This is a genomic window from Nonomuraea sp. NPDC050556 (assembly GCF_044457355.1).
Taxonomy (GTDB): Bacteria; Actinomycetota; Actinomycetes; order Streptosporangiales; family Streptosporangiaceae; genus Nonomuraea.
The window spans coordinates 2,282,004-2,306,481 of record NZ_JBITGU010000001.1 but is presented as its reverse complement, the minus strand read 5'-3'; the positions used below and the strand labels follow the sequence as shown (position 1 = coordinate 2,306,481).

Genomic DNA, 24,478 nt, shown 5'->3' with positions numbered 1-24,478 from the left:
GGTTCAGGTGTTTCCGGCCGTTCAGATGACCCTTCTTTTGAAGACGCCCCCGAAAGGGGTCTAGGTGCGGGGGCCTAGGTGGACGCCGCCGCTGGCGTCCAGGGTCTGGGCGGTGACCCATCGGGCCTCGTCGGAGGCGAGGAAGGCGACCACGTCCGCCACGTCCTCGGCCCGGCCCACCCGGTTCAGTGCCGTGTTGCTCGCGAAGTAGGCGCTCGCCTCCGGGGTGAAGAGCGCGGCGTTGGCGGCGGTCATGGTCGCGCCGGGAGCCACGACGTTCACCGTGATGCCGCGGGCGCCGAGCGACTGGGCCAGCGTGAGGCTCATCGTCTCCAGTGCGCCCTTCGTCATGGCGAAGGAGGTCTGGGTGGGATACGCCATGCGGGTGGCGACCGTGGAGATGCTGATGATCCGCCCGCCGTCCGGCATCAACGGAAGTAACCGCTGGATGAGGAAATATGGGGCTTTGACGTTGACGGCGAAGAGGCGGTCGAACTGCTCGGGGGTGTCGGTCTCGATGGGACCGGCGGGCTGGGCGGCGGCGTTGTTGACGAGGATGTCCACCTTCCGCTCGGCCAGGGCGGTCACCAGCGCGTCCACGCCCGCCATGGAGCCGAGGTCGGCCCGCACCGCGAACGCACGGTCGCCGATCCCGGCGACCGTCTCGGTCGCCTCCGCCTCGCTCGTGCTGTAGTGCACCGCCACGCGCGCGCCGTCCGCTGCGAGGCGTTCGGCGATGGCCCTGCCGATGCCGCGCGAGGCGCCCGTCACCAGAGCGGTCTTGCCGATGAGTCGTGTCATGGAGCCCTCCGAAAGTGTTAGTCACTACCACTCTGGTACTGTCTACCACATGACGAGCCTGCGCGACCGGCGCCGCATGGAGACCAGGCGGGCGATCCAGGCGCACGCCATCCGCCTCTTCCGCGACCAGGGCTACGACGCGACGACCGTGGCCGGGGTGGCCGAGGCGGCGGGTGTCTCCCCGATGACCGTGTACCGGCATTTCGCCACCAAAGAGGACCTGGTGTTGTACGACGAGTACGACCAGGTGACGGCGGACGCGGTGGCGGCGCGGCCCGAGGGGGAGCCGCTGAACGAGCGGATCGGGCGGGCGCTCGTCGCGATGGCGGAGGCGGCGGTGACGGCGGAGAAGGCGATGTTGCTGGCGCGGCTCAGCCTGATGATCTCCGTACCGGCGCTGCGTGCCCATCACCTGGACAGCATGTACGCCACCCAGTCCGCGATCGTCGCCGCGCTCTGCGGGCCGTCACCCGATCCCGAGGAGGAATTCCGCGTCCGCGCCACGGCGGGCGCGTGCCTGGGCGCCACCCACGTCGCCCTGGTCCGCTGGGCCGACGGCGACGGCCGCGAAGACCTGCCCATCCTGCTGCGCCAGTCCCTCGGCTTCGTCTTCGAACCGGAGGATCAGGGCGGGCCGAGGTAGCCGGGTGGGGGCGTGTCGCCGGTATAGGTGGCGAGCGTCCCGCCGGACAGGAAGGCCCTGACCGTCGCCAGGTACGGCCCGGCCTGGTCCCGGTAGGCGTCGTGCCCGGCCCCGCGCACCATCACCAGTCGCGCGCCGGGCACGGCCCTGCGGTAGTCCACCGCCGACGACCACGGCAGGTAGTCGCACGCCCCCTTGATCACCAGCGCGGGCACCTGCACGGCCGCCAGCCGCTGCCGCACCGACAACCCCGGCGGCACGTGCGCGAGGTTCGTGTAACCACCCGCCCCAGCAGCCAGCGGCGGCACCCGCGCGCCAGGGCAGTGCAGCGCGGCCGCGGAAAGCTCCTCCTGCCGGTCGAACCGCGCGTCCATCTCCGCGTCCCCGACGAGGGCGTGCGCCGACGCGGGATCCACCCGTAAGAGCGTGGCCGCCGCCAGCGCGCGCGGCTGCAGCAGCGACAGCGCCAGCCGTACCCGCTGCCCCGCCTCCAGCCGCGACACCAGCGCCGTCGCCGGGGTCGGGCCCAGGCTCGACGGCGAGGAGAAGACCACCTGGGCCACGTTCTCCGGGTGCTCGGCCAGGTAGGCGGCCGCGACCTGGGCCCCGTCGGAGTGCCCGATGAGGATCAGCCGCTCGGCGCCGACAGCCTGCCGTACGGCGTCGAGGTCGGCCACGTCGCGCGCCAGACCGTAGCCGCTGGGGTCGGCCAGCCGCTGCGAGCGGCCGGCGCCGAGCCGGTCGTACACGTAGACGTCGTAGCCGACCTTGGCCAGCGGGCCGACGGCGGCGACGGCGCCCGCGAGGTCGGCGCGGCCGTGCAGGAACACCACCGGCGGCGAAGTGCCCGGCTTGCGCGGCGCGGCACGCACGTAGGCGAGCCTGGAGCCGGTCGGCAGGTCCCAGAACCGCTGCCCGGCCACCGGCGGCGGCGCGCCGGCCTGGAGCGGGGTGACCGCGGCGACGGTGACCTGCCACACGACGAGCCCCTCGACGGCCAGCAGCGCGGCCGCGCGCAACGCCCGCCACCAGCGCCCGACCGGCCGGGGCACGCACAGCAGCAGCCCGAGGAACAGGATCGCGGCGAACACCGCCAGCCCTGCCGTCCTGAACACGGCAGGCTCCTGGCCGACCATGGCGGAACCGGCGAGCGCCGCCAGGCCCAGCACCGGGGCCAGCAGCACCACCACCACGCCGATCAGCAGGCGCCGCACCCGCCTCGCGATGGACCGCACACCGCGAACCTACCGGGGAATGGAATATTCAGGTATGAATCCCAGCATGTCGGTGGCAACCGTCAGGTCGATCGGCACGGTCCTGCCTGGCATCGGGCGGCGCAGCTCGGTCCGCGGGTGGAAGCGCCGCATCAGCTCCTCCGTCGGCAGCGCCGCCATCGTCTCCGGCGCGGCCACCAGCACCGGATGCACGCCGGGCCGGGAGACGTCGAGCGCCAGCACGCAGGCGCGGGCCGCGTCGCGCGTCTCCAGGTAGGCCCACAGGCCCCTGGCGTTCACGCTCGGGTCCGCCGCGCACCTGGCGGCCGTCTCCAGCAGCCGCTCGTCGAAGCCGCCCACGAACGGCAGCCGCACCGACACCACGCTCATCCCGTGCCGCCGGGCCATCGCCCCGGCCGTCACCTCGTCGACGAGCTTGGACAGCGCGTACGGATCCTCCGCCTGCGACGGCAGCGCGGCGTCGATGGGCGCGTAGGCGGGATGCAGCTCCCCGGCGGCGAACGGGATCCCGCTGGCCGCCTGGGACCCGGCGATGCACACCCGCCTGACCCCGGCGCGGCCCGCCTGCTCCAGGACGGTGAACGTGGACTGCGTGTTGACCGCGAACACCCGCTCGGCCGGTTCGTGCTCGGGGGTGGGGATCGCGGCCAGGTGGATGACGGCGTCCGCGCCCTCGAGCGCGGCCGCGACCGCGCGCGGGTCGCTCGCGTCGCCGGTGACGACCAGGTCGGCGGGCAGGTCGCCCGGGTCGTCCAGGACGAGCGCGTTGACCGGGCCGCGGGCGCTCAGCAGCTCCAGCGTGGCCCGCCCGATGCGCCCGGCCGCCCCGGTGACGAGGACCCTCACAGCGCGGCCCGTCCGATGCGCCCGGCTGCCCGGGTGACGAGGACCCTCATGAGGCGCGCACCGAGATCACGCGGGCGTGCTGGTCGCCGTTGGTCGCCTCCACGACGATCCGCAGCCCGTCGGCCGCCGTCGGCGTCTCCAGGACGTGCACGTTGCGCCTGCGCCGGTTGCCTGTCACCGAGGAGACCCGCGTCCACGCGCCCGCCTGCCGTACCTCCACGTGGTAGTCGCGCAGCAGCGTGGGGATCACCTCGAACGGGGTGCGGTGGTGGTGCAGGTTGATCAGGTCCTCGTTGACGTCGTCGTCGGCGATCACCTCGACGCGGCCGATCGTCACCTCGTGCGGCCAGGCCAGCTCCAGGGTGGCTGGGACGGTGGCCGACACCCACATGTGCGGGCCCGCGTAGGGGCGCTGGTAGCCGTCCAGGACCTTGCCTGGGGCGAACGCGCCGGTCGGCCCTGTTTCCAGGCAGAAGGTACGGCGGAGCAGCCCGGAGTCGGTCCACTCGCGCAGCCGCTGCCCCTGGGTGTTCTTCAGCCTGGTGAGACAGAGGACGCCGGGCGTGGGCTGGTCGGCCACGTGCAGGGAGACGTCCCGGTTGGCCTTGACGATGAGGAAGGCGTTGCGCGGGGTGTCGGGGCGCCAGTCGATGGCGAGGTCGATCCACTGCTTCTCGCCGCCGGTCACTGTGACCTCGTGGGTGGACACGAGCTCGCGGGGCACGTAGTTCTGGCCCAGCACCGGGTCGTGCAGCTCGACCGTGAGCGTCGTGTCGGCGTCGGCGTCGAGGAGCAGGCGGACGTCGGTGAGTGAGGGGTCGGCGGGGAGGACGATCCCGGCATCGGCCGCGAGCGGCCACCGGTCGGCCGACACATGGGTCGCCAACCCGGAAAGGGTGCTCGATGCCGTCGCGGTGGCCGTACGGGCCAGGTCGTCCGGGTCGTCCAGGGGGAGGCCGATCAGGGAGGCGTCCTCGCGCAGCAACGTGCGCTGCAGGTTGGCGACCGGCAGGTCGCGCGGCCGGGCGCCGAGCGCGACGCTCAGCGCGGCGGCCGTCCCCGCCGCCTGCCCGATGGTCGCGCACGTCGCCATCACCCGCGTCGAGCCGAACGCCACGTGCGAGGCCGAGATGTTGCGCCCGGCCATGAGCAGGTTGGGCACGTTCGCCGAGTACAGCGAGCGGTAGGGGATGTGGTAGATCCCGTCGGCGTACTGCTGCTTGGCGCCGTCTTCCCTGGCGTACATGCCCTGCGGCGGGTGCAGGTCGATGGACCAGCCGCCGAACGCCACCCGGTCCTCGAACGGCGTCTGCCCGAGCACGTCGTGCTGGGTGAGCACGTAGTCGCCCAGGAACCTGCGGTACTCGCGCTTGCCCGGCAGCGCGCCCACCCACTCCAGCGTCATGTTCTCCGCGTCGAACCGCCCCGAGTTCTTGATGTGGTCCCAGATGCCGTAGATGACCGACCACAGCTCGTCGCGGATGCCGTCGTTGTCGTGCACGGTGTCGAGCTCGCCGCCGAACTCGATCCACCAGTAAGCGCAGCCGTTGTCGCCCGCCTTGATGATGCGGCGCTCGGGGATCGAGGTGGTCGTGATGTCCTTGGCGAAGCTCGGCGGCACGTAGCGGACCGGCTCGCCCGCGTCCTTCGTGTAGAACAGCAGGGTGCTGCCGAGGGTGATGTCGTCGGGCACGTCGGGCGCCCACGGCTCGCCGTACTCCTCGCGGCCCTCGCGCCCGATCCGGTAGTCGGCCCCGGCCAGGTAGCCGACGAGGCCGTCGCCGGTGCAGTCGAGGAACATGTCCGACTCGAAGGTGATGAGCCGCTCTGACCCCATCATCCAGCCGGTGACAGAGTCAATTTTCTCATCATTTATCTGGACATGGCGGACGTCGGTGTTGAGGAACACCGAGACGTTCGGCTCGGCGCGCACCGCGTCCAGGACCGTGGTGTCCCAGAAGTAGGGGTTGCCGTGCGGGTTGCGGTACTGGTTCTCGACGAACAGCTCGCCCATGATGCCGCCCTCGCGGGCGTGGTGGTTCTTGCCGTGCCCGGTCGCGCCGCACACCCAGACCCGCACCTCGCTGCTGGAGTTGCCGCCCAGCACGGGCCGGTTGTTGACCAGGGCGACCGTACGGCCCAGCCGGGCGGCGGCGATCGCCGCGCAGACCCCGGCCAGCCCGCCACCAACTACCGTTATGTCACGCTTGATGGTCTCTTGTCGCATTATGCCAATCCATAGTAGATGCGGGGCGCGCCGTCCAGCTTGAGCGTCACCTGGCCGTTCTGCGCGGCGATCCACCGCTCGTGGCCGATGCAGTCCACCTCGTGGACGTTGGCGCCCTTGGCCGGGAGGGTGAGGAGGGTCTTGGTCGGCCAGTGGTCGACCCAGGCCTCCTTGTGCGGGTGGTAGGCGTCGGTCCCGTGGTCCTGGTGCTGGATGTAGCCGTCCTTGCGGCTCCACAGGATCGAGAACCTGTCGAACAGCAGGCCCTTGAGGTCGGGGTCGGGGAAGGTCAGCCACCTGACGAAGGTGGCGCCCTCCAGGGTCCTGGTGGCGTTCGCGTAGGCCAGGAGCGACGCCTTCGCGCTGGTGTCGCGGTTCATCAGGCCGTAGTGGTACTCGTGGTTGGCCGGGTCGGCCACCTGCGGCTGGTGGATGATGCTGTCGTGGGGCTGGTACCAGTTCACCCCGTCCACCCCCTCCGACATCGCCAGGGCGAGGGTGAGCAGCACGTTCTCCGCCGCGTGCCGGTGGCTGTCGTTCCACCACCTGTTGGGCCTGGTGCACGCGTAGGCCTCGGTGAGCCACAGCTCCTTGGCCCCGCCGTACTCGTCGAGCGTCCTGCGGGCCTCCCTGAGCGCGCCCAGGAAGTTCCAGTAGGAGCCCGAGTCGCCCACCACCCACTCCTCGCGCGGCGGCGCGTAGTCGGGGGTGAAGTTGCCGCGGCCGGGGTGGAAGGCGAAGGCGTCGATCAGGTCCCAGCCGCCCTCGGCCTTGAAGCTTTCCGTCCACTTCCAGTCCATGCCGCCCAGGCCGCAGTTCATCACCTTGATGCCGGAGCCCTGCAGCCGGTCGCGGATCGGGCGCAGGCCGTCGCGGATGTACTCCTTGGCGCGCAGCCCCTGCATCCAGGGGTTGTTGAGCTCGTTGCCGACCTCGAAGTAGCGGGCGCCTGCCGCCTTGGCCACGCCGGTCTGCTTGTCCGCCCACGCGTCGATGTCGGCCTGGGCGCCGTTGAACAGGACGCCGCCGAGCTGCACGTTGTGCGGGATGCCGAGCCCGTCGAGCTCGGCGGGGGACAGGCCGTCGCCGCCGTCGTAGGAGATGCGGACCGTCTTCACGCCCAGCTTCTGCAGCAGGCCGCCGACCGTGGCCCGGTCGGGGACCATCAGCCAGGAGTAGTTGGCGATGCCGAACCTGCCCTCGGGCTTGTAGGCGTGCGCCTTGAGCGTGGCCATGTTCGTCCTGGAGAACGCCTCACCGGCGCTGACCTCGGTGAAGACGATGTCCTGCGGGGCGCCCTGGACGGTGAACGCCTCGTCCCACACCGCGCCGGGCGCCAGCGTCCTGGTCAGGGTGCCTCTGGCGACCTTGGTGCCGCTGAAGTCGCGGGCCCACCACACCAGGTCGAGCGTGCGCGCCACCGGGGTGCCGTTGACGACCTGGGCCCTGAGCTGCATCGCGGCGGCCTGGCCGTACAGACCGAAGGGCTGGTCGCTCCAGGCGTCCACGCCCAGGACCCCGGCCCCGCGGGCGGCCAGGTCGGCCGTCCTGCCCGCGCCGAACACCAGGGCGGCGTCGGTGACGTTGCCCGCGTTGCCCGGGGCGTGCAGCCAGGTGGCGTTGGTGAGCTTGCGCGTGGTCGCGCCCACCCAGAAGGACGCGGTGGTGTCCGTCCAGGTCTCCTGGTAGAGGGCGCCCGTGTTGACCTCGTACGGCACGCCGCCGCCGGGGTCGCGCACCCAGGTGGCGATGGGGGCGAACCCCTCGGGGGCCGAGGGGTTGAGCACGGTCCTGGAGAACATGAAGCCGGACGGGGTCAGGGTGGTGCTGCCGGTGACCGTCCAGCGCAGCCCGACCCTTCTCGGGCTCACCGTGAACACCCCGGTGACCTTCACCTGCTGGGCTGAGGCGGACATGGTGTAGTCGACGCGGATCGCCGGGCTGCCGTTGTCCGTGGTCAGCGTGGCCTTGCCGCCGAAGGTGCGCTGCTGGCCGACGACGCTGTCCTTGAACATGAAGTGGCTGATCCGGACGCGGTCGGCGGCGGCGTCCTTGATCAGGATGCTCCCGTCGGCCTCACCGACGACCGTGATCCCGCCCGCCTCGATGGAGACCTGGTCGGCCGTCGTCCGCGCCTGGGCGGCTGTGGGGGCTAAGGCCACCCCCGCCGCGACCGCCTGTATCGCCGTACGTCGAGAAACGTTCATGAGGGGTGCCTTTCAGCCTTTGACGCCGGTGAAGCCGAGCCCGGCGACGATGTGCTTCTGGAAGACCAGGAAGACCAGCACCGGCGGGGCGAGCGCCATCGCCATGGCGGCGATCAGCTCGTCCTGCGGCGCCTGCTGCGCCAGGTTGGCCAGCGCGACGCTGATGGGCTGCCGTTCCGGGTCGGTGATGGCCACCAGCGGCCAGATGAAGTCCTTCCAGCTGTGCATCACGGCCAGCAGACTGATCACCGCCAGGATCGGCCGGCTCATCGGCAGCACGATCCTGGTGAGCAGCTGCCACGTCGTGGCCCCGTCCACCCGCGCCGCCGCGAACAGCTCGGCGGGCAGCGCGTCGAAGAACCGCTTGGCGAGCAGCACGGTGAACGCCGAAGCGCCGGACGGCAGCCAGATCGACCAGTACGAGTCGACCAGCCCCAGGTCGATGACGGTGAGGAACAGGCTCGTCATCGACACCGTGTACGGGACGAACATCGTGGCCAGGATCGCGCCGTAGACGTAGCGGCCGAACCGCGGGCGCAGCACTGACAGCGCGAACCCCGCCGTGACCGACACGAACAGCTGCACCGCCCACGACCCGGCCACCACCTGCAGCGTGTTGAGCAGGTAGTGCCCGATGCCGAGATCGGCCCAGGCGGTGGCGAAGTTCTCCGGGCGCGGGTCGGACGGCCAGAGGGTGAGCGGCTTGGCGATGAGGTCCGTGGCGGGCGACATGGCGCCCTTGACGGTCATGTAGATCGGCCCGAGCCCGATGACGACCAGCAGGAGCAGCGTGAGCCCCTGGATGCCGCGCAGCGCCGCCCTGACGGCCGGTCGCCGCGCCTCGACGTCGGAGATCATGAGGCGCTCCAGCTGCGGGTGGCCCGCAGGTAGACGGCGGACAGCAGGGCCAGGACGATCGCCAGCAGGAACGACAGCGCGGCCGCCTTGCCGTAGTCGCCGTCCTGGAACGCGTAGCGGAAGATCAGCAGCAGGACGGTCAGCGTGGAGTTCTCCGGGCCGCCGCCGGTGAAGACGTAGGGCTCGGTGAAGACCTGCATGGTGCCGATGAGCTGCATGAGCAGCAGCAGCCCGATGACGGGGCGGAGCTGGGGGAGGGTGATGCGCCAGAAGCGGGTCCAGATGGACGCGCCGTCCATCTGGGCCGCCTCTAAGAGCTCGGTGGGGACGCCGGCGATGGCGGCCAGATAGATGAGTACGGCGCCGCCCATGCCCGCCCAGGTGGACTGGAGGACGAGGCTGACCATGGCGGTGTCCGGCGAGTCGAGCCAGGGAAACGGACCCAGGCCGACGCCCTTCAGGAGCTCGTTGAACAGCCCGTGGCCGGGGTCGTAGAACCACTTCCAGAGCAGGATCGCCACGACCGGCGGCACCACGACGGGCAGGTAGACGAGGAACCGGTAGACCCCCGCGCCTTTGCGCACGGTGGACATCACGGTGGCGAGCAGCAGCGGGGCCGGGAACCCGATGACCAGCGCGAGACCGACGAACAGGAGGGTGTTGACGACGGCCCGGGTGAGGAGGGGGTCCTGGAAGAGCGTCCCGAAGTTCTCGAGGCCGACCCAGACGGCGGGGTCCACGAGGTTGGTGCGCTGGAAGGAGATGAGCAGACCGCGCACGATCGGCCACCAGGAGAACACCCCGAACACGAGCAGCGCGGGCAGGAGAAACACCAGCGCCGTAACCGCATTCCGCCCCAACCACCCAGAAGGCCCTTTACCCGCCCGCGGCGGCTCTCCAGGCGCCGCGTCGGCGGGAGAGGGTACGGCGGAGCCCGGCGCCCCCGCACCGCGCCCAGCAACCAGTGCGTCGGCGGGGTGGGACGTGGTCACTGGCGGGCCGCGGCGAGTTTGGCGTTGACGTCCGTCTCCGCCTTGGCCAGCAACGCGTCCACCGAAGCCGCCCTGTCCGTCAGCACCGCCTGCACCACCGTGTCCAGCACCGCGTACACCTGCTGCGCCTGCACAGGCGGCTCAGGCCGCAGCGTCAACGACGGCGTCCCCTCCAGCCAAGGCCGGAAATGCTCCAGCTTCACGTTCACATAAGGCGCCACAGCCGCATCGATCCTGGCCTGCTGCGCAGCGGAGAACATCGGCAACGTGGGCACCCCCACCGCCGACTTCGGATCGGCCGCCAGCCCCTTGGCCCGAGCAGCCGCCGCAGCGGGGTCGTACTGCGGCTGCGCGTAGGCGAACAACAACCACTTCACCGCAGCCGCGGCCTTGGGGGCAGACACCGACTTGGGCACCAGGTACACGTCCCCACCGGTGAGCGTCGCGTTCCCGCCCGCCTGCGGCAGCGCCCCGATCCCGAACGCGTCGGTGTCCTCCATCCCGTACGTCATCTTCGCCAGCCGGTAGGTCCCCGGCGTTCCCATGTACATCCCGATCTCACCGGCCGCGAACCGCTTGATCACGTCGTTCTGGTCGTTCAGCTGGGAGTCGCCCATGGAGTCGTCCGTCCACCGCATCTCCTTCAGCAACCCGAGCGCCTTCTTCACCGGCTCCGAGTTGAACGCGGCCGCCTTGTCGGTGGAGATGTCGCCCCCGTGCGCGTAGGCCAGCATGGTGAGCTGCCACCCGCCCTGGTTGCCCTTCGACTCGTGCACGAACCCGGCCTTGCCCGTCTTCGCGGCGATCGCCTTGGCCGCCGCGCGCACCTCGTCCCACGTCCTGGGCGGCCGGTCGGGGTCGAGTCCGGCCTTGGCGAACAGGTCCCGGTTGTAGACGAGGCCCTGCGCGAAGGGCGCCTGCGGCACGCCGTACACCTCGCCGGAGGAGTCGCTGAGCGGCCGCAGCACCTGCGGGTTGAACTCCTTGTAGTGCGCCCAAGCCGCCAGCGACCTGGTCAGCGGCTGCACCTGCTTGCGCGCGATGAGCCCCTGCGGCTCGGTCAGCGGGACCTTGATGACCTCCTCGACGCGGCCCCCGGCGAGCTTGGCCGAGAACGTCAGCGGGTCGAACACCGACGTGGACCCCTGCACCCTGATGCCGGGGTTCAGCTTCTCGAACTCGGCGACCATCGCGGTGAACTGCGCCAGGCCGGGCTTGTCCGTCGCGGGCGGCATGCCCTGGACCCGGATCACCACGTCGCCGGACTCGCCGGAGGTCGGGGATCCGCACGCGGCCAGCAGGACCGCGCAGCCGAGCAGGGCGGTGATGTGTTTCATGGGGGTACTCCTGCGCACGTCGAGATGGCGGTACGGCGCGGCCGTACCAGCGGGGGTGAAGGGGTTAGGAGGGGGCCGGGCCGGTGGAGGCGCGGGGGATCAGGCGCGAGCCGATCTCGACGACCCTGCCCTCGCTCCTGACGCCGATCGTGTCGATGAGCAGGTCGGCGGCCAGGGTGGCGGTCTCGTCGGCGGAGATCCTGATCGTGGTGAGTGACGGGGTGGAGGTGGCGGCGAGCAGCGTGTCGTCTATGCCGATCACGCTCACCTGCGAGGGGACGCCCACGCCGAGCTTGGCGAGCTGGTGCAGCACGCCGAGCGCGACGAGGTCGTTGTGGGCCAGCACCGCGGTCGCCTCGCCCGCTGCGACCAGCGTGGCCGCGTGCACGCCCGTCTCGAAGCGCGGCTCGTAGGGGCCGAGCTCGCTCAGCGACACCCCGTGCGACTCGAAGGCCGCCCTGATGGACTTGCCGCGCGAGGACTCGGCGGGCGAGCCGTTGACGAACACGCACCGGGTGTGGCCGTAGGCCTTCAGGTGCTCGGCGGCCTGCGCGATGCCCGCAGACAGCGAGATGCGCAGCTGGGCGACGCCGTCGACCTGCCGGTTGACCAGGACGATCGGCATCTCGGCCGCCAGCTCGCGCAGCCGTTCCTCCGGCAGCGTCGACGCCCACAGGATGAGGCCGTCGACCTGCTTGGACACCGCGGCGATCGTCTCCAGCTCGTCGAACTCGCGCTCGTCGGTGTCGGCGGTCAGCACGGTATAGCCGAGCCGCCTGGCCCGCGCCTGCATCGCCTTGATGATCGGCGGGAAGAACGGGTTGGCGATGTCGGGGATGATGAGCCCGAGCGAACCCGTACGGCCGCCGCGCAGGGATCGCGCGGCCGGGTTGGGCGAGTAGCCGAGCCTGGCGGCGACCTCCTGGATGCGCCGCAACGTCTGCGGCTGCACCTGGTCGGGCGCGGTGAAGGCGCGGGAAACCGTGGAGACGGAGACGCCCGCCTCGCTCGCCACCTGCTTGATGGTCACTGCCATGCGAAAGATCGTTGCAAACGTTCCCGGAAGCGTCAAGAGTGTTTCGTGCAGGAAAACACTGTCTTTCCAAGAGCTATCGAGGCTGTCATGATTTGGCACTGAGAATTTGCGGGATCGTTTTCATGAGGAGTCAGATGAAGATCACCGGCTGGGAGCTGCTCACCCTGCCCGACGGCGCCGACAGCATGATGTTGCTGGTCATCGACACAGACGAGGGCCTGCACGGCATCGGCGAGGTGGGCATCAGGTCCAGGCAGAAGGCCGTGGCCGGGGGCATCGAGCACCTGGGCGAGCTCATCGTGGGCGAGGATCCGTCCAGGATCGAGCACCTGTGGCAGGTCATGTTCCGGCGCGGCTTCTTTCCCGCCGACCGCCTGCTGGGGGCCGCGATCGCCGCCGTCGACGTGGCACTGTGGGACATCCGCGGCAAAGCGCTCGGCGTCCCCGTCTACGAGCTGCTCGGCGGGCGGGTGCGCGACCACGTGGAGGCCTACACCCACCTGGGCGACGACTACCACGACGTGGAGGCGTTCCTTGACCGGGCGCGGGAGAAGGTCGAGGAGGGGTGGCGCTACCTGCGCTTCGCGGTGCCGCACACCGCGGACGGCGTGCTCGACCAGCGCGCCTCCATGCGGGGCGGCATCGACCTGTTCCACCGGCTGCGCGACGCCCTGGGCGACGAGGTGGAGCTCATCCTCGACGTGCACACCAGGTTCGACCCGCCGCAGGCCGTCACGCTGTGCAGGGAGATCGAGGCGGCCAGGCCGTACTTCGTGGAGGACCCGCTGCGCTGCGAGGGCCTCGACGCCTACCGCTCGCTCCGATCCCGTACGGCGGTGCCGCTCGCGGCCGGCGAGCAGTTCGGCTCCAAGTGGGAGTTCCAGCGCCTGGTCGAACCCGACCTCATCGACTACGCCCGCATCGACGTGGCCGTCGCCTCCGGGCTGACCGAGGCCAGGAAGATCGCCGCGATGTGCGAGGCGCACTACATCAAGCTCGCCACCCACAACCCGCTCGGCCCGGTGACGGCCGCCTCGTCGCTGCACCTCAACCTGGCCACCTCCAACGTCGCGATCCAGGAGCACCAGGCCCAGCCGGGCCCGGTGCTCGACGCGCTGTTCACGGCGCGCCCGACGATCGCGGCCAGTCGGGTCGAGCTGCCCGACCTGCCGGGGCTCGGCGTGGACATCGACAGGGCGGAGGCCCGGCGCTACCAGGCCCTCACCACCGAACGGCCGCATCTTCGGACCCGGGATGGCGCTTTCACCAACTGGTGAGGTGAAATATCAGGACCCTCTACAGCTTGGAGATCGCTGTGCCTCTGTTCGACCTCCCCCTTGAGCAGCTCCGTGACTACCTGCCCGAGCGGGACGAACCCGCCGACTTCGATGCGTTCTGGGCCAGGACGCTCGCCGAGGCGGCCGAGCACGACCTGGCGCCCGTGTTCACCCCCTACGACCTCCCGATGGCCGGGGTGGACATCTACGACACCTCGTTCGCCGGTTGGGGCGGTGACCGGATCAACGGCTGGCTGATCGTGCCGCGCGGCGCGTCCGGCCCGCTGCCCGCCGTGGTGCAGTACATCGGCTACAGCGGCGGCCGCGGCCTGCCGCACAGCTTCCTGACCTGGCCGTCGGCCGGTTACGTGACGCTGGTGGTGGACACGCGCGGGCAGGGCGCGGCGAGCCTGAACCACCCGGGCGCCACCCCGGACCCGCACACGGGCGAAGCGCCGCACGCGCCGGGCATGATGACCAGGGGCATCCTCGACCCGGACACCTACTACTACCGCAGGGTCTTCACCGACGCCGTGCGCGCGATCGAGGTGGCGGCCGGGCACCCGGCCGTCGACCCCGACGCCATCGTGGTGGCCGGTGGCAGCCAGGGCGGCGGCATCGCCCAGGCGGCCGCCGCGCTGCGCCCGGGGGTGAAGGCGGCGCTGATCGACGTGCCGTACCTCACGCACTTCAGGCGGGCCGTGGAGATCACCGGGAGTGATCCGTACCAGGAGATCGTCAGGTTCCTCGCGGGGCTGCGCGGGACGGCGGACCAGGTGTTCCGCACGCTGTCGTACTTCGACGGGGTCAACTTCGCCGCGCGCGGCCAGGTGCCCGCGTTGTACTCGGTGGCGCTGATGGACGACATCTGCCCGCCGTCGACGGTGTTCGCCGCCTACAACCACTGGCAGGGGCCCAAGGAGATCACCGTCTGGCCGTGGAACAACCACGAGGGCGGCGGGCCGTACCAGGTCGAGGAGCAGGTGCGGTACCTGGCCAAGCTGCTGTCGGCATGACGAGGGGGCCCGTACGGCGGCGCCGTACGGGCCCCGCTCTCACTTCTCGGTGACGACGAAGGCCACTCCGCCCCTGTCGTCGGTGCCCGCGTCCAGCGCCTTGTCGTCCAGGGCGCCGGCCGCGGCCGCGTCGAGGTAGACCCGGGCGCCCTGCGCCTCGATCACCTCGTCCGTCGGCTCTGGCTGGGTGGTCAGTGACAACACGAGCGAGCCGGAACCGTTCTCCTGGGAGGCGATCCGGACCCCGGTGTTCTCCGGTTCTGGGGTGGACGCGGTCAGGTCACGGATGGCCTGCACCGCGTTGGGTGTCAGGGTGAGCACGAGGCTCCTCCTCACGATCGGCGTACACGAGTTGCCAACCCTCCCCGTTCTCGCGCCGCCCAACCCTTTAATATTCGGGAGTGACCCTGCACGGGCTGGTGGAACGGCTGCGCGAGCGCGGCGGCATCGGTGAGCGGGTCCTGGAGGCGTTCGCGTCGGTCCCCAGGGAGCTGTTCCTGCCCGGCGTGCCGCTGGAGCAGGTCTACGACGACGAGGCGATCGTCACCAAACGCGACGCGTACGGCGTGCCGACCAGCTCCTCCTCCCAGCCCGCGATCATGGCGATCATGCTGGAGCAGCTCGGCCTCGAACCGGGCATGCGCGTCCTGGAGGTCGGGGCGGGCACCGGCTACAACGCCGCCCTCATGTCCCACCTGGTCGGGCCGACCGGCGAGGTGGTCAGCGTCGATCTGGACGCCGACCTCGTCGAGGCCGCCGCCGACCACCTCGCCGCCGCGGGCGCCGAGGGGGTGCGGCTGGTGTGCGGCGACGGCGCCGCGGGATACGCGGCGGACGCTCCGTACGACCGGATGATCGCGACGGTCGGCGTCTGGGACCTCGCGCCCGCCTGGCTGGAGCAGCTCGCGCCGGGCGGCCGCCTGGTCGTGCCGCTCGACCTGCGCGGCGTGCAGGTCAGCGTCGCCATGGAACGCGCGGACGGCCACTGGACGAGCACGTCGGTGGTGCCGTGCGGGTTCATGCGGATGCGCGGCTCGCTGGCCGGGCCCGAGGTCGTCAGGACGCTCGACGTGAACCCGTCGCTGCTGCTCTTCCTGGCCGAGCCGCGCGAGGTCGGCGACGTCCTGGACGCGCTCGACGGGCCGGTGTCCACGATGTCGCTGCCGTTCCGGCTGGACCAGCGGACCTTCGCCGCCGCGCTCAGCCTGTGGCTGGCCACGCACGACGACCGCTGGTGCACGCTGACCGAGGCGGGGGAGGGGCGGCTCCACGGGCCGCCGGTGCAGTCGCCCGGGTTCAGCATGACGGCCGGGCTGGCCTGCGACGGCAGCCTCGCGCTGCTGTCCACGAGCGACGCGCGCGGGTACGGCCCGGCCGGATCCGAGCTCGCCGAGGAGCTGGTAACGCAGGTTGTGAAGTGGGACGAAGCGGGACGTCCGACGACCGAGCAGCTCCGCATCGACGCCCACCCCGGTCTGGTGATCTCCGAAGGGCCGGCCATCGTCAAGCGGCACACCACGATCGTCCTGACCTGGCTCAGCGGGTGAGCAGCTCCACCGGCGCGCCCAGCGTCCGCGACACGTCGCGCGCCGTGTCCGCCACCAGCGGCCCCAGCTCCTCGGCGTCCGCCATCGACAGCTCGTGGGTCAGCGTCGAGATGCTCACCCCGGCCACCACGTGCCCGGTGTGGTCGAACACCGCTGCGCCGACGCAGCGGATGCCCGCCTCGTTCTCCTCGTCGTCGACGGCGAACCCGCGCCGGCGCACCTCGCCCAGGTGACGCAGCAGCGCCGCCTGGGTGGTGATCGTGGCCGGCGTCCTGCCGGTCAGCCCGGTGCGGGCGGTGATGCCCCTGACCACGTCGTCCGGCATCGCGGCCAGCATCGCCTTGCCGATCGCACTCGTGTGCAGCCACAGGCTCATCCCGACCCGTGAGGGCATCTGGTACGGCTTGCGCCCTTCGAGCTTGGCGGCGTAGACGGCCTCGTCGCCGTTGAGCACCGCGAAGTGCACGGTGTAGCCCGTCTGGTCGTGCAGCCGCTGCAGCACCGGAGAGGCCTGCCGTACCGGGTCGAAGCGGTTGAGCATGCGGCCGGCCAGGGTGAGGATCTTGGGCCCCGGCTGGTAGCCGCCGGTGCCGTCGGGGTTGGCGAACCCGTGCTCGGCCAGCGACTGCAGGATGCGGTGCGTGGTCGACTTCGGCAGGCCGGTCGCGCTGGCGATCTTGGTGAGGCTCTCGTGCTCGGCCAGCGCCTCCAGCACCCACAGGGCCTTGTCGATGGCGCTGCTGGGGCGGGCTTCCTCGGACACGGGATCAGCATACTCAGCGCGCCAGCCAGCCGCCGTCGACGACCAGGACGTGCCCGGTCACGTAGTCGGCGGCGGGGGAGGCCAGGAACACCGCAGCGCCCTCCAGGTCCTCCGGCCTGCCCCACCGGCCGGCCGGGATGCGGTCGCGGATCTGGGCCTCGCGCACCTCGTCCTCCTGCAGCGCCCGGGTGACGTCGGTGCTGATGTAGCCGGGCGCTATGGCGTTGACCTGGGCGCCGCGCGGCGCCCACTCGTTGGACAACGCCCTGGTCAGGCCCACGACCGCGTGCTTGGCCGCGGCGTAGGAGGCCACGTGCACGCCGCCCTGGAACGACAGCAGCGACGCGATCGAGATCACCTTGGTCGTGCCGCGCTCCAGCATCGCCTGGCTGAGCACGTACACGGCGTCCAGGTTGACCGCCATGACCGCGCGCCAGTCGTCGAACGAGGTGGACTCGCGCCTGATCGTGCCCGCGTTGTTGACCAGGATGTCCACATCCAGGTTGTTGACTGCCGGGGGGATCTCTTCCGTGCGTGCCAGGTCGAGGACCAGCTTGTCCACCTGCGCGCCGTGCCGCTTGACAGCGCGCTCGGTCTCGTCCAGGTCGTCGCGGTGTCCGTGCAGGACCAGGTCGGCGCCCGCCCTGGCCAGCCCGACCGCGATCGCCCGCCCGATGCCCGCCCGCGCCCCGGTGACCAGGGCCGTCTTGCCCGCCAGCGAGAACATGCCTCACCGCATCTCGGTGACGGCGACCTGGTCCATGTCGTCGAACGCCTGGTTCTCCCCGGCCATGGCCCACACGAAGGAGTAGCTGCGGGTGCCGAACCCGCAGTGCACCGACCAGCTCGGCGAGATGACCGCCTGGCCGTCGGCGACCACCAGGTTGCGCGTCTCGTCGGGACGGCCCATGAGGTGGATGACCCGCTCGCCTGGGGGCAGGTCGAAGTAGAGGTAGACCTCGGTGCGGCGGTCGTGGGTGTGGCACGGCATGGTGTTCCACATGCTGCCGGGCTCCAGCACGGTCACGCCCATCACGAGCTGGCAGCTGCGGAAGCCGTACCGGTGGATCGTGCGGTCGTTGGAGCCCTCCGCGCTGCCCAGCCTCAGCGGCTCGACGTCCTTCAGCCTCCTCAGCGTCGTCGGGTGGGTGGTGTGCGCGGGGGCGGAGACGAGGTAGAACGTGCCGCGCTCGAAGGTCACCTCGCGCGCTCCCATGCCGACGTAGAGGCCGTCCTTGTTGTCCATCTCGTACGGCACGCCGTCCACGGTCACCGTGCCCGTGTCGCCGATGTTGACCACGCCGAGCTCGCGCCTTTGCAGGAAATGCTCCGACCTTAGAGGGTCCTCGGTTTCGAGTTTGGTGGCTTTCGCGGGTTTTGTTCCGGCCACCACCATGCGGTCGTGATGCGTGTAGACAGCGGTGATGTGCGGTCCGAACAGGTCTTCAACGAGGTAGCGGCTCCTTAACTCGGTGGTGTCGAAAGATCGGATCTGCTCGGGCGAGGTGGCATGCCGGATCTCCATGTCTTCCCTCCGGTTGTGAAGCGTCCTACGATCCTAGACACGGAACGCCGTTCTATCCAATGGAACCCCCCACAGAGGTGTGCGGTGTACAAACAAGACTTCGACCCCACGGGCAATCTCCTGCTCTCCGCGATCCTGGCGGCCCTCCCGCTGCTGACCGTCCTGGTGCTGCTGGGCGCCTTCAAGTGGAAGGCGCACTGGGCCGGGATCTCCGGCCTCGTCGTCGGCCTGCTCATCGCCGTCCTGCCCTTCGCGTACGGCATGCCGGTGCTCATGGCGCTCGACTCGGCCGTGTACGGCGCGGCCAGGGCCGTCCTGCTGATCCTGTGGATCACCTTCAACGCCATCTGGATCTACAAGATGACCGAGAAGAGCGGCCACTTCGCCGTGCTGCGCCGGGCCTTCCAGGGCATCAGCGACGACAAGCGCATCACCGCGATCGTCATCGCGTTCTCCTTCGGGGCGCTCATCGAGGCGCTGGCCGGGGGCGGGTCGCCGATCGCGATCTGCGCGGTCATGCTGATCGCGCTCGGCTTCGAGCCGATGCGGGCGGCGCTCATCGCGCTGATCGCGAACACGGCGCCGGTCGCGTTCGGCGGCATGGGCAACCCGATCACGGTGCTCGGCGACGTGCTCAAGACGGCGCCCGATCCGTTCGGGGCCATGGCGGGGCGGCAGGTGGCGTTCATCGCACTGTTCATCCCGTTCGTCATCGTGTTCATCGCGGACGGGCGGCGGGGGCTGCGGCAGGCCTGGCCCGCTGCGCTGGTGGCAGGGGTGAGCTTCGGGGCCACGCAGCTGGTGTTCTCGCAGTTCAACTACAAGCTGACCGACATCGCGGCGGCGCTGGTTTCCGCTGGGGTGCTGATCGGGTTCGGGAAGCTGTGGAAGCCTCGGGAGACGGTCACGTTGACGCCGGTCGCGGGTGGGTCGGTGGACGATCCCGCTTTCGTGCGCACGCATGGGCGGCCGGGCGGGGACACGTCCCGGGACAAGATCGCGGCGTTCTCGCCTTACGTGATCATCATCGCGTTGTTCTCGGTGGCGCAGATCCCGGCGGTCAACGCTTGGTTGAAGACGTTCACGGTCAAGCCGGTGTGGCCGGGGATGTCGCTGGTCAGTCCTGCGGGTAAGGCCGTTCCTGTGCTGTACGAACTCAACTGGGCAGTGCATCCAGGGACATTGCTCTTCATTTCCGGACTTATCACGATGTTGGTGCTGGGTATCAGCCCCGGCTCCGCCGTACAGACATATGGGGCCACGATCCGTCAGTTCGGGTGGGCGATCGTGACGATCCTCGCGGTGTTCGCCCTGGCTTTCGTGATGCAGTTCTCCGGCCAGATCCAGACGCTGGGCCTGTTCCTGGCGGGCGCGGGGGCGTTGTTCGCCTTCCTCTCCCCGATAGTCGGCTGGTTCGGAGTAGCCATCACAGGTACGGACGCAGGCTCGAACGCCCTGTTCGCCGCATTGCAGACAACAGCCGCAGGCAAGCTCGGCATCGCCCCAGAACTCTTCGGCGCTGCCAACAGCTCGGGCGGCGTGATGGGCAAGATGATCTCCCCCCAGAACCTGGCCATCGGAACGGCGGCGGTGGGCCTGGTGGGTGAGGAGGGCACCCTCTTCCGCAAGGTCATCGCCTGGAGCCTCGTCCTGCTCCTGGCCCTGTGCATCCTGGTCTTCCTGCAATCCACCCCAGTCCTGAGCTGGATGATCCCCTAACCCCACCCCCTCACCCATCCGACCCCGCCCCCACCCCCTCAGCCACCCGACCCCGCCCCGCCTCCTCATCCACCTGACCCCGCTCTACCCCCCTCAGCCACCCGACCCCGCCCCGCCTCCTCATCCACCTGACCCCGCTCTACCCCCCTCATCCACTTGACCCCGCTCCACCCCTGACCCCGCCGCCTACCCGACCCCAACCCTCACCACCCACCCGATCCCACCCGACGCTCAACCCCGCCCTAAGCCCCGCTCCCCGACCCCGCCCTAACCCCTAACCGCCACCCACCGGACCATCAGCCCCGCCCCAACGCCACGCCCGCCGACGCCACGCCCGCCAACCCCACGCCCAACTCCTAGCTCGCCCCAACCCCATCGCCCACGCGACCCCCTGCCCCAACCCCCAGCCCTCGCGCCAACCCCCAAGGGGTCTCGACCCCCGGGACCTCCACCCCTCCAGGAGGTCCCGCGACCCTCGCACCCCCAAGGCTCCACCACCCACCGGCCCCCTGACCTGGCATATCGCTCGAAAGGATGACGACACCGCTTCACCCCCTCGGCCACTATCGGACACCCAGTCCGAGATCGGGGGATCGCATGAGGGTGTTCGTAGCGGTGGCGGCAAAAGGCAGAGCAGACGTCAGACACGCCGTGAAGGAAGCGCGCGACGCCGCACGCGCCGCCTTCCCCGTCCCCTGGGACACCGTCACCCCAGGCGAATGGCGCGCCCCGGAAGACAGGAGCGCCCTGCTCGCCTGGTCCAACGAGGGCGCTGACGCGCTCGGCCTGCGCGGGGGCGGGGCCGAGGGCGTCAGCGGGGCCGCCACCTTCAAGGCGTCCCCCGACGGGATAGAGGCGGCCACCTCGCTGATCCCCGCCGACCCCGTCTACTACGCCGAAACCGACGAACTCCACGTCATAGGCAACCGGGCGCTCCTGGTCCACCTGGTCGCGAACGGCCGCGTCGAGTACGACGTGCTCGCCCTCCAGTCGATGGCCAGACAGGGCTACTTCCTGTCCGAAGAAACCCCTTTCACCGGCGTCCGCGCCCTACCACCCAACTCGACCCTGGAGGTGAGCCACGGCATCAGCCGCCTCACCACGAGGGACCTCCCGCACGGCGACAGCCGTACCGGCGTGGACGACCTGGCCTCAGCCCTGCTGAACGCCCTGACCCCGCTCCGTTCCACCCAGGAGCCCGTACGGCTGACGCTGACCGGCGGCAGGGACAGCCGGTTGATCGCGGCCATGCTCCACGCGGCGGACATCCCCTTCACCGCCACCACCTACGGCACCGACCGCGACCCCGACGTCGTGATCGCCCGCAGGATCGCCAAGCAGCTGGGCGTCGACCACCAGGTGATCTCCCAGGCCCGCGAGGGTCAGGTGACCGTAACCCACCCCCTCGACAGGGCAAGGGACATCGTGCGCGTCTGCGAAGGCATGACCTCCGCCTACGAGAACGTCGTGCCGTACGCCCCCTTCACCGCCAAGCCCACCATGGGCGGCCAGGCAGGCGAGATCCTGCGCGGCGGCTACCTCTCCGGGATGGCCTCCATCGCGAGCCCGGCCGTCACCCGCAAGGTGAACACCCTGTTCCAGGGCTCATCCGCGCTCTTCACCGCGGAGGCGAACGAGCACGCGGCCTCCCTGGCCGCCCCCTGGCAGAGCGACAACCCCCGCATCCTGGACCACCTGTACGTCCGCTACCGAACGGGCCGCTGGCACGCCGCCGCAAGGACAGGCGCCCTACGCCGAGGCACCCAGGTCCAGCCCTACCTCGACGCCGCGGTAGCCAGGATCGCCCTGGCCACCGACCCGGAGTGGCGCTGGTCGGAACGCCCGGTCCACGACCTCATCGCCCACTTCTCCCCGCGGTTGGCCCGCATCCCGCTGCAGGGCAAGCCCTGGCGCTTCACCAAACACCGCTGGTGGCACCGCAAGCCCACACCAGACGCCCCCGTATGGAACTGGCGCCACGACGCCGCCGACCACCTGTACGGCACCGTACGGAACTCGGAACCGCTGGCCCGCATCGTCCACATGGACCGCCTCCCCGACGCCAGCCCCACCACCCTGTGGCACCTCTACACCGTCGCCGTCCTCCTCTCAGAAGACCTCACCACCCCACCCCAGCCAGGCGGCCCACCGATGACCTTCCACAAGCAGTGAGCCCCACCCGCGCCCCTTCCACAAGAAGCGAGCTCCCGCCCGCGCCTTTTCCGCGAGAGGCGAGCTCCCGCCCGCGCCTTTTCCGCGAGAGGCGAGCTCCCGCCCGCGCCTTTTCCGCGAGAGGCGAGCTCCCGCCCGCGCCTTTTCCGCGAGAGGCGACCTCCCGCCTGCGCCTTCCGCGAGAGGCGACCTCCCGCCTGCGCCTTCCGCGAGAGGCGACCTCCCGCCCGCGCCCCCTCCGCGAGAAGTGAGCCCCACGCTCGCCCGGCCATTCACAACTTGCGACCGCCGCAGGGTCGTGTCCACGTTGTCGCCATTCCGCTCAACGAAACCCTCACTACCGCCGCCCGCGCCGAGTGGGACCGTCGCAGGGGGTCGCGTCCACATCGTTGCCCTGCCGCCCGAGCCCTGCCGCCCGAGCCCTGCCGCCCGAGCCCTGCCGCCCGAGCCGTGCCGCCCGAGCCGGGCGGGGCCGCCAATGCGGCCTCCACCCTCCCCAACCGGGCATACCCCCGGATGAGCTTTGATGAGGTGTGACCATCAACGTCCTTATCGCCGACGACCAGCCCGTCGTGTTGCGCGGGTTCTCCGCGGTGATCGGCGCCCAGCCCGACATCGACGTGGTCGCCACCGCCGTGGACGGCGCGGACGCGGTACGGCAGGCCAGGCTGACGCACCCGGACATCGCCCTGCTCGACATCCGCATGCCGGAAATGAACGGCATCGAGGCAGCCAGGCGCATCCTCCAGACCGAGTCGACCAGGGTCATCATGATCACCACCTTCGACCTGGACGACTACGTCTACGACGCCCTGGCCGCCGGCGCCAGCGGGTTCCTGCTGAAGGACGTGCGGGCGATGGACCTGGTGTCGGCTGTGCGTACGGTGGCCCGAGGGGACGCGCTGCTGGCCCCGGCGGTGACGAGGCGTCTGATCGCCGAGTTCGCGCGGCAGCGCCGTCCGCGTCCGGTGGAGCACGAGTCGCTCACGCCGCGCGAGCTGGAAGTGCTCCGCATGCTCGCCCGCGGCCAGTCGAACGCGGAGATCGCCGCCGAACTGGTGGTGAGCGAGCACACCGTGAAGACGCACGTGGCCCGCCTGCTGTCCAAGCTCGGCCTGCGCGATCGCACCCAGGCCGTCATCCACGCCTACGAAACCGGCCTCATCACCCCCGGCACCTGACCCCGCGCCCTCCGCACTCCGCACTCCGCACTCCGCACTCCGCACTCCGCACTCCGCACTCCGCACTCCGCACTCCGCACTCCGCACTCCGCACTCCGCACTCCGCCAAGTCCGAGGCGTGTTTCTGGTGCCAGGTCCGAGATGTCAACCCCCTCGTCCCTTAACGCTGCTAAGCGTCGGGATCGGCCCGTTCCTTAACGCTGCTAAGCGCCAGGGTCCCCGGCCCTTAACGCCGCTAAGCGCCAGGGTCCCCGGCCCTTAACGCTGCTAAGGGCTCCTAACGGGATGACCTCTCTCCCCTCACAGGGAGAGAAGCAGAGGTGGGAGGGTCTCCTCTCCGAAGGGTTCTGGGTGCTCACTGCTAGGAGCTCTATGCGTCAGGCGAAAAGGGGCGCGCCACGGAGGTCGTTCTAGCCGACAGGGGCGGACGTTTGGTTGGATCGCCGCATGACTCCGTTACCCGGGCGGCCGCTGGCGCCCTCCGCCTATGCCTTCTCCGACGACCCTTCGCGGTGGTTGTCCTGGGACGACGTCGAGGTGCGGCTCGGTGAGGCGCGTTACTACTGGCTGGCGTCGGCGAGCGCTGACGGTGTGCCGCATGCGACGCCGGTGATGGGAGTCTGGGTGGATCTGGCGCTGTACGTCGAGGGGCTGGAGACGGCGCGGTGGGCGCGCAACCTTGCCGCCAACCCGAGGGTGACGGCACACCTGGAGAGTGCGGAGAACGTGGTCATCGTCGACGCTGTCGCGGAGAAGCCGGTGATGTCGGGGCATGAGGGCATCGTGGGGGCTTGGGCAAGCAAGTACGGCAGGCCGCTCCCTGCGGCGGTGCTGGGGGATCTGTTCCGGCTGCGGCCCTCGGTGGTCAGGGCGTGGAGCAGCACGTCGCTCAAGGACGGCACGCGCTTCACCTTCTGACCGCTGGTCTTCACGGCCCGCCCCGCTGCTCTTCGCGGCAAAGGTAGGGGCGAGTTTGCCCAGATGGGGGAACAATGCGGGCCTATCCGCGCGGTGAGACCGGGCCGGTGGGTGCGGCCCTCCGGCCGCGTGAGCCGGTGGGTTCCTCCGGGCGGGCGGCGGTGTGGCGCGAAGGCCG

At 70.5% G+C, this 24,478-nt stretch carries 21 protein-coding genes; 8 read left to right on the top strand and 13 right to left on the bottom strand.

The features are described from left to right. Positions 1-60: 60 nt before the first annotated feature. Positions 61-801, bottom strand: a complete 741-nt coding sequence (locus ACIBG8_RS11345; protein WP_397342549.1) for an SDR family oxidoreductase — start codon at positions 799-801, stop codon at positions 61-63. Between the two features lie 49 nt (positions 802-850). Between ACIBG8_RS11345 and ACIBG8_RS11340 the strand changes: the two genes are divergently transcribed. Continuing rightward, complete coding sequence (locus tag ACIBG8_RS11340; protein WP_397342548.1) at positions 851-1,444, top strand: TetR/AcrR family transcriptional regulator; 594 nt, start codon at positions 851-853, stop codon at positions 1,442-1,444. On the opposite strand, the gene ACIBG8_RS11335 is transcribed toward ACIBG8_RS11340, so the two are convergent. The 8 genes from ACIBG8_RS11335 to ACIBG8_RS11300 all read right to left on the bottom strand — a co-directional run bounded on the left by ACIBG8_RS11335 (position 1,426) and on the right by ACIBG8_RS11300 (position 12,182). Beyond that, a complete protein-coding gene (locus tag ACIBG8_RS11335; protein WP_397342547.1) occupies positions 1,426-2,679 on the bottom strand; it encodes an alpha/beta hydrolase in 1,254 nt (417 codons plus the stop codon). The genes ACIBG8_RS11340 and ACIBG8_RS11335 overlap by 19 nt on opposite strands. A 9-nt stretch (positions 2,680-2,688) precedes the next feature. Next, positions 2,689-3,525 (bottom strand): NAD-dependent epimerase/dehydratase family protein, encoded by an 837-nt coding sequence (locus tag ACIBG8_RS11330; RefSeq protein ID WP_397342546.1) that lies wholly within the window; start codon positions 3,523-3,525, stop codon positions 2,689-2,691. A gap of 46 nt (positions 3,526-3,571) precedes the next feature. Next, positions 3,572-5,752, bottom strand: coding sequence for an FAD-dependent oxidoreductase (locus tag ACIBG8_RS11325; RefSeq protein ID WP_397342545.1), 2,181 nt, complete (start codon positions 5,750-5,752; stop codon positions 3,572-3,574). Then, a complete protein-coding gene (locus ACIBG8_RS11320) occupies positions 5,752-7,959 on the bottom strand; it encodes a hypothetical protein (RefSeq protein ID WP_397342544.1) in 2,208 nt (735 codons plus the stop codon). The genes ACIBG8_RS11325 and ACIBG8_RS11320 overlap by 1 nt, the downstream gene beginning before the upstream one ends. Positions 7,960-7,971: 12 nt before the next feature. After that, complete coding sequence (locus ACIBG8_RS11315) at positions 7,972-8,817, bottom strand: carbohydrate ABC transporter permease (RefSeq protein WP_397342543.1); 846 nt, start codon at positions 8,815-8,817, stop codon at positions 7,972-7,974. Further along, positions 8,814-9,650: a carbohydrate ABC transporter permease gene (locus ACIBG8_RS11310; RefSeq protein ID WP_397342542.1), complete on the bottom strand. Its 837-nt coding sequence runs from the start codon at positions 9,648-9,650 to the stop codon at positions 8,814-8,816. The genes ACIBG8_RS11315 and ACIBG8_RS11310 overlap by 4 nt, the downstream gene beginning before the upstream one ends. Positions 9,651-9,805: 155 nt before the next feature. After that, positions 9,806-11,146 (bottom strand): ABC transporter substrate-binding protein, encoded by a 1,341-nt coding sequence (locus tag ACIBG8_RS11305; RefSeq protein ID WP_397342541.1) that lies wholly within the window; start codon positions 11,144-11,146, stop codon positions 9,806-9,808. 64 nt (positions 11,147-11,210) lie between these two features. Next, positions 11,211-12,182, bottom strand: coding sequence for a LacI family DNA-binding transcriptional regulator (locus ACIBG8_RS11300; RefSeq protein WP_397342539.1), 972 nt, complete (start codon positions 12,180-12,182; stop codon positions 11,211-11,213). 122 nt (positions 12,183-12,304) lie between these two features. On the opposite strand from ACIBG8_RS11300, the gene ACIBG8_RS11295 reads away from it, so the two are divergent. Both ACIBG8_RS11295 and ACIBG8_RS11290 read left to right on the top strand, forming a co-directional pair. After that, on the top strand, positions 12,305-13,459 hold the full coding sequence (locus ACIBG8_RS11295; protein ID WP_397342538.1) for a mandelate racemase/muconate lactonizing enzyme family protein: 1,155 nt from the start codon (positions 12,305-12,307) through the stop codon (positions 13,457-13,459). A 38-nt stretch (positions 13,460-13,497) separates the two neighbouring features. Further along, the gene (locus tag ACIBG8_RS11290) at positions 13,498-14,475 is read left to right on the top strand and encodes an acetylxylan esterase (RefSeq protein WP_397342537.1); all 978 of its coding nucleotides are present in this window, start codon (positions 13,498-13,500) and stop codon (positions 14,473-14,475) included. Between the two features lie 39 nt (positions 14,476-14,514). Here ACIBG8_RS11290 and ACIBG8_RS11285 read toward each other — a convergent pair whose 3' ends face one another. Further along, complete coding sequence (locus ACIBG8_RS11285; protein WP_397342536.1) at positions 14,515-14,796, bottom strand: Fe-S cluster assembly protein HesB; 282 nt, start codon at positions 14,794-14,796, stop codon at positions 14,515-14,517. A gap of 80 nt (positions 14,797-14,876) precedes the next feature. Between ACIBG8_RS11285 and fxlM the strand changes: the two genes are divergently transcribed. Beyond that, a complete protein-coding gene (fxlM, locus tag ACIBG8_RS11280) occupies positions 14,877-16,022 on the top strand; it encodes a methyltransferase, FxLD system (protein WP_397342535.1) in 1,146 nt (381 codons plus the stop codon). Here fxlM and ACIBG8_RS11275 read toward each other — a convergent pair. Genes ACIBG8_RS11275 through kduI form a run of 3 tightly spaced genes read right to left on the bottom strand, consistent with a single transcriptional unit; the run spans position 16,012 to position 18,310 of the window. Next, on the bottom strand, positions 16,012-16,785 hold the full coding sequence (locus tag ACIBG8_RS11275; protein ID WP_397342534.1) for an IclR family transcriptional regulator: 774 nt from the start codon (positions 16,783-16,785) through the stop codon (positions 16,012-16,014). The genes fxlM and ACIBG8_RS11275 overlap by 11 nt on opposite strands. 13 nt (positions 16,786-16,798) lie before the next feature. After that, a complete protein-coding gene (locus tag ACIBG8_RS11270; protein WP_397342533.1) occupies positions 16,799-17,512 on the bottom strand; it encodes an SDR family oxidoreductase in 714 nt (237 codons plus the stop codon). Between the two features lie 3 nt (positions 17,513-17,515). Beyond that, positions 17,516-18,310: a 5-dehydro-4-deoxy-D-glucuronate isomerase gene (kduI, locus tag ACIBG8_RS11265; protein ID WP_397342531.1), complete on the bottom strand. Its 795-nt coding sequence runs from the start codon at positions 18,308-18,310 to the stop codon at positions 17,516-17,518. An 84-nt stretch (positions 18,311-18,394) separates the two neighbouring features. Here kduI and ACIBG8_RS11260 point away from each other — a divergent pair, with 84 nt between their 5' ends. From ACIBG8_RS11260 to ACIBG8_RS11245, 4 genes are all read left to right on the top strand, one after another. Continuing rightward, positions 18,395-20,029: an L-lactate permease gene (locus ACIBG8_RS11260; RefSeq protein ID WP_397342530.1), complete on the top strand. Its 1,635-nt coding sequence runs from the start codon at positions 18,395-18,397 to the stop codon at positions 20,027-20,029. A gap of 651 nt (positions 20,030-20,680) precedes the next feature. Next, positions 20,681-22,201: an asparagine synthase-related protein gene (locus ACIBG8_RS11255; protein ID WP_397342529.1), complete on the top strand. Its 1,521-nt coding sequence runs from the start codon at positions 20,681-20,683 to the stop codon at positions 22,199-22,201. Positions 22,202-22,734: 533 nt separating this feature from the next. Beyond that, positions 22,735-23,382 (top strand): response regulator, encoded by a 648-nt coding sequence (locus ACIBG8_RS11250; protein ID WP_397342528.1) that lies wholly within the window; start codon positions 22,735-22,737, stop codon positions 23,380-23,382. 447 nt (positions 23,383-23,829) lie between these two features. Continuing rightward, a complete protein-coding gene (locus ACIBG8_RS11245; protein WP_397342527.1) occupies positions 23,830-24,300 on the top strand; it encodes a pyridoxamine 5'-phosphate oxidase family protein in 471 nt (156 codons plus the stop codon). Positions 24,301-24,478 lie beyond the last annotated feature (178 nt).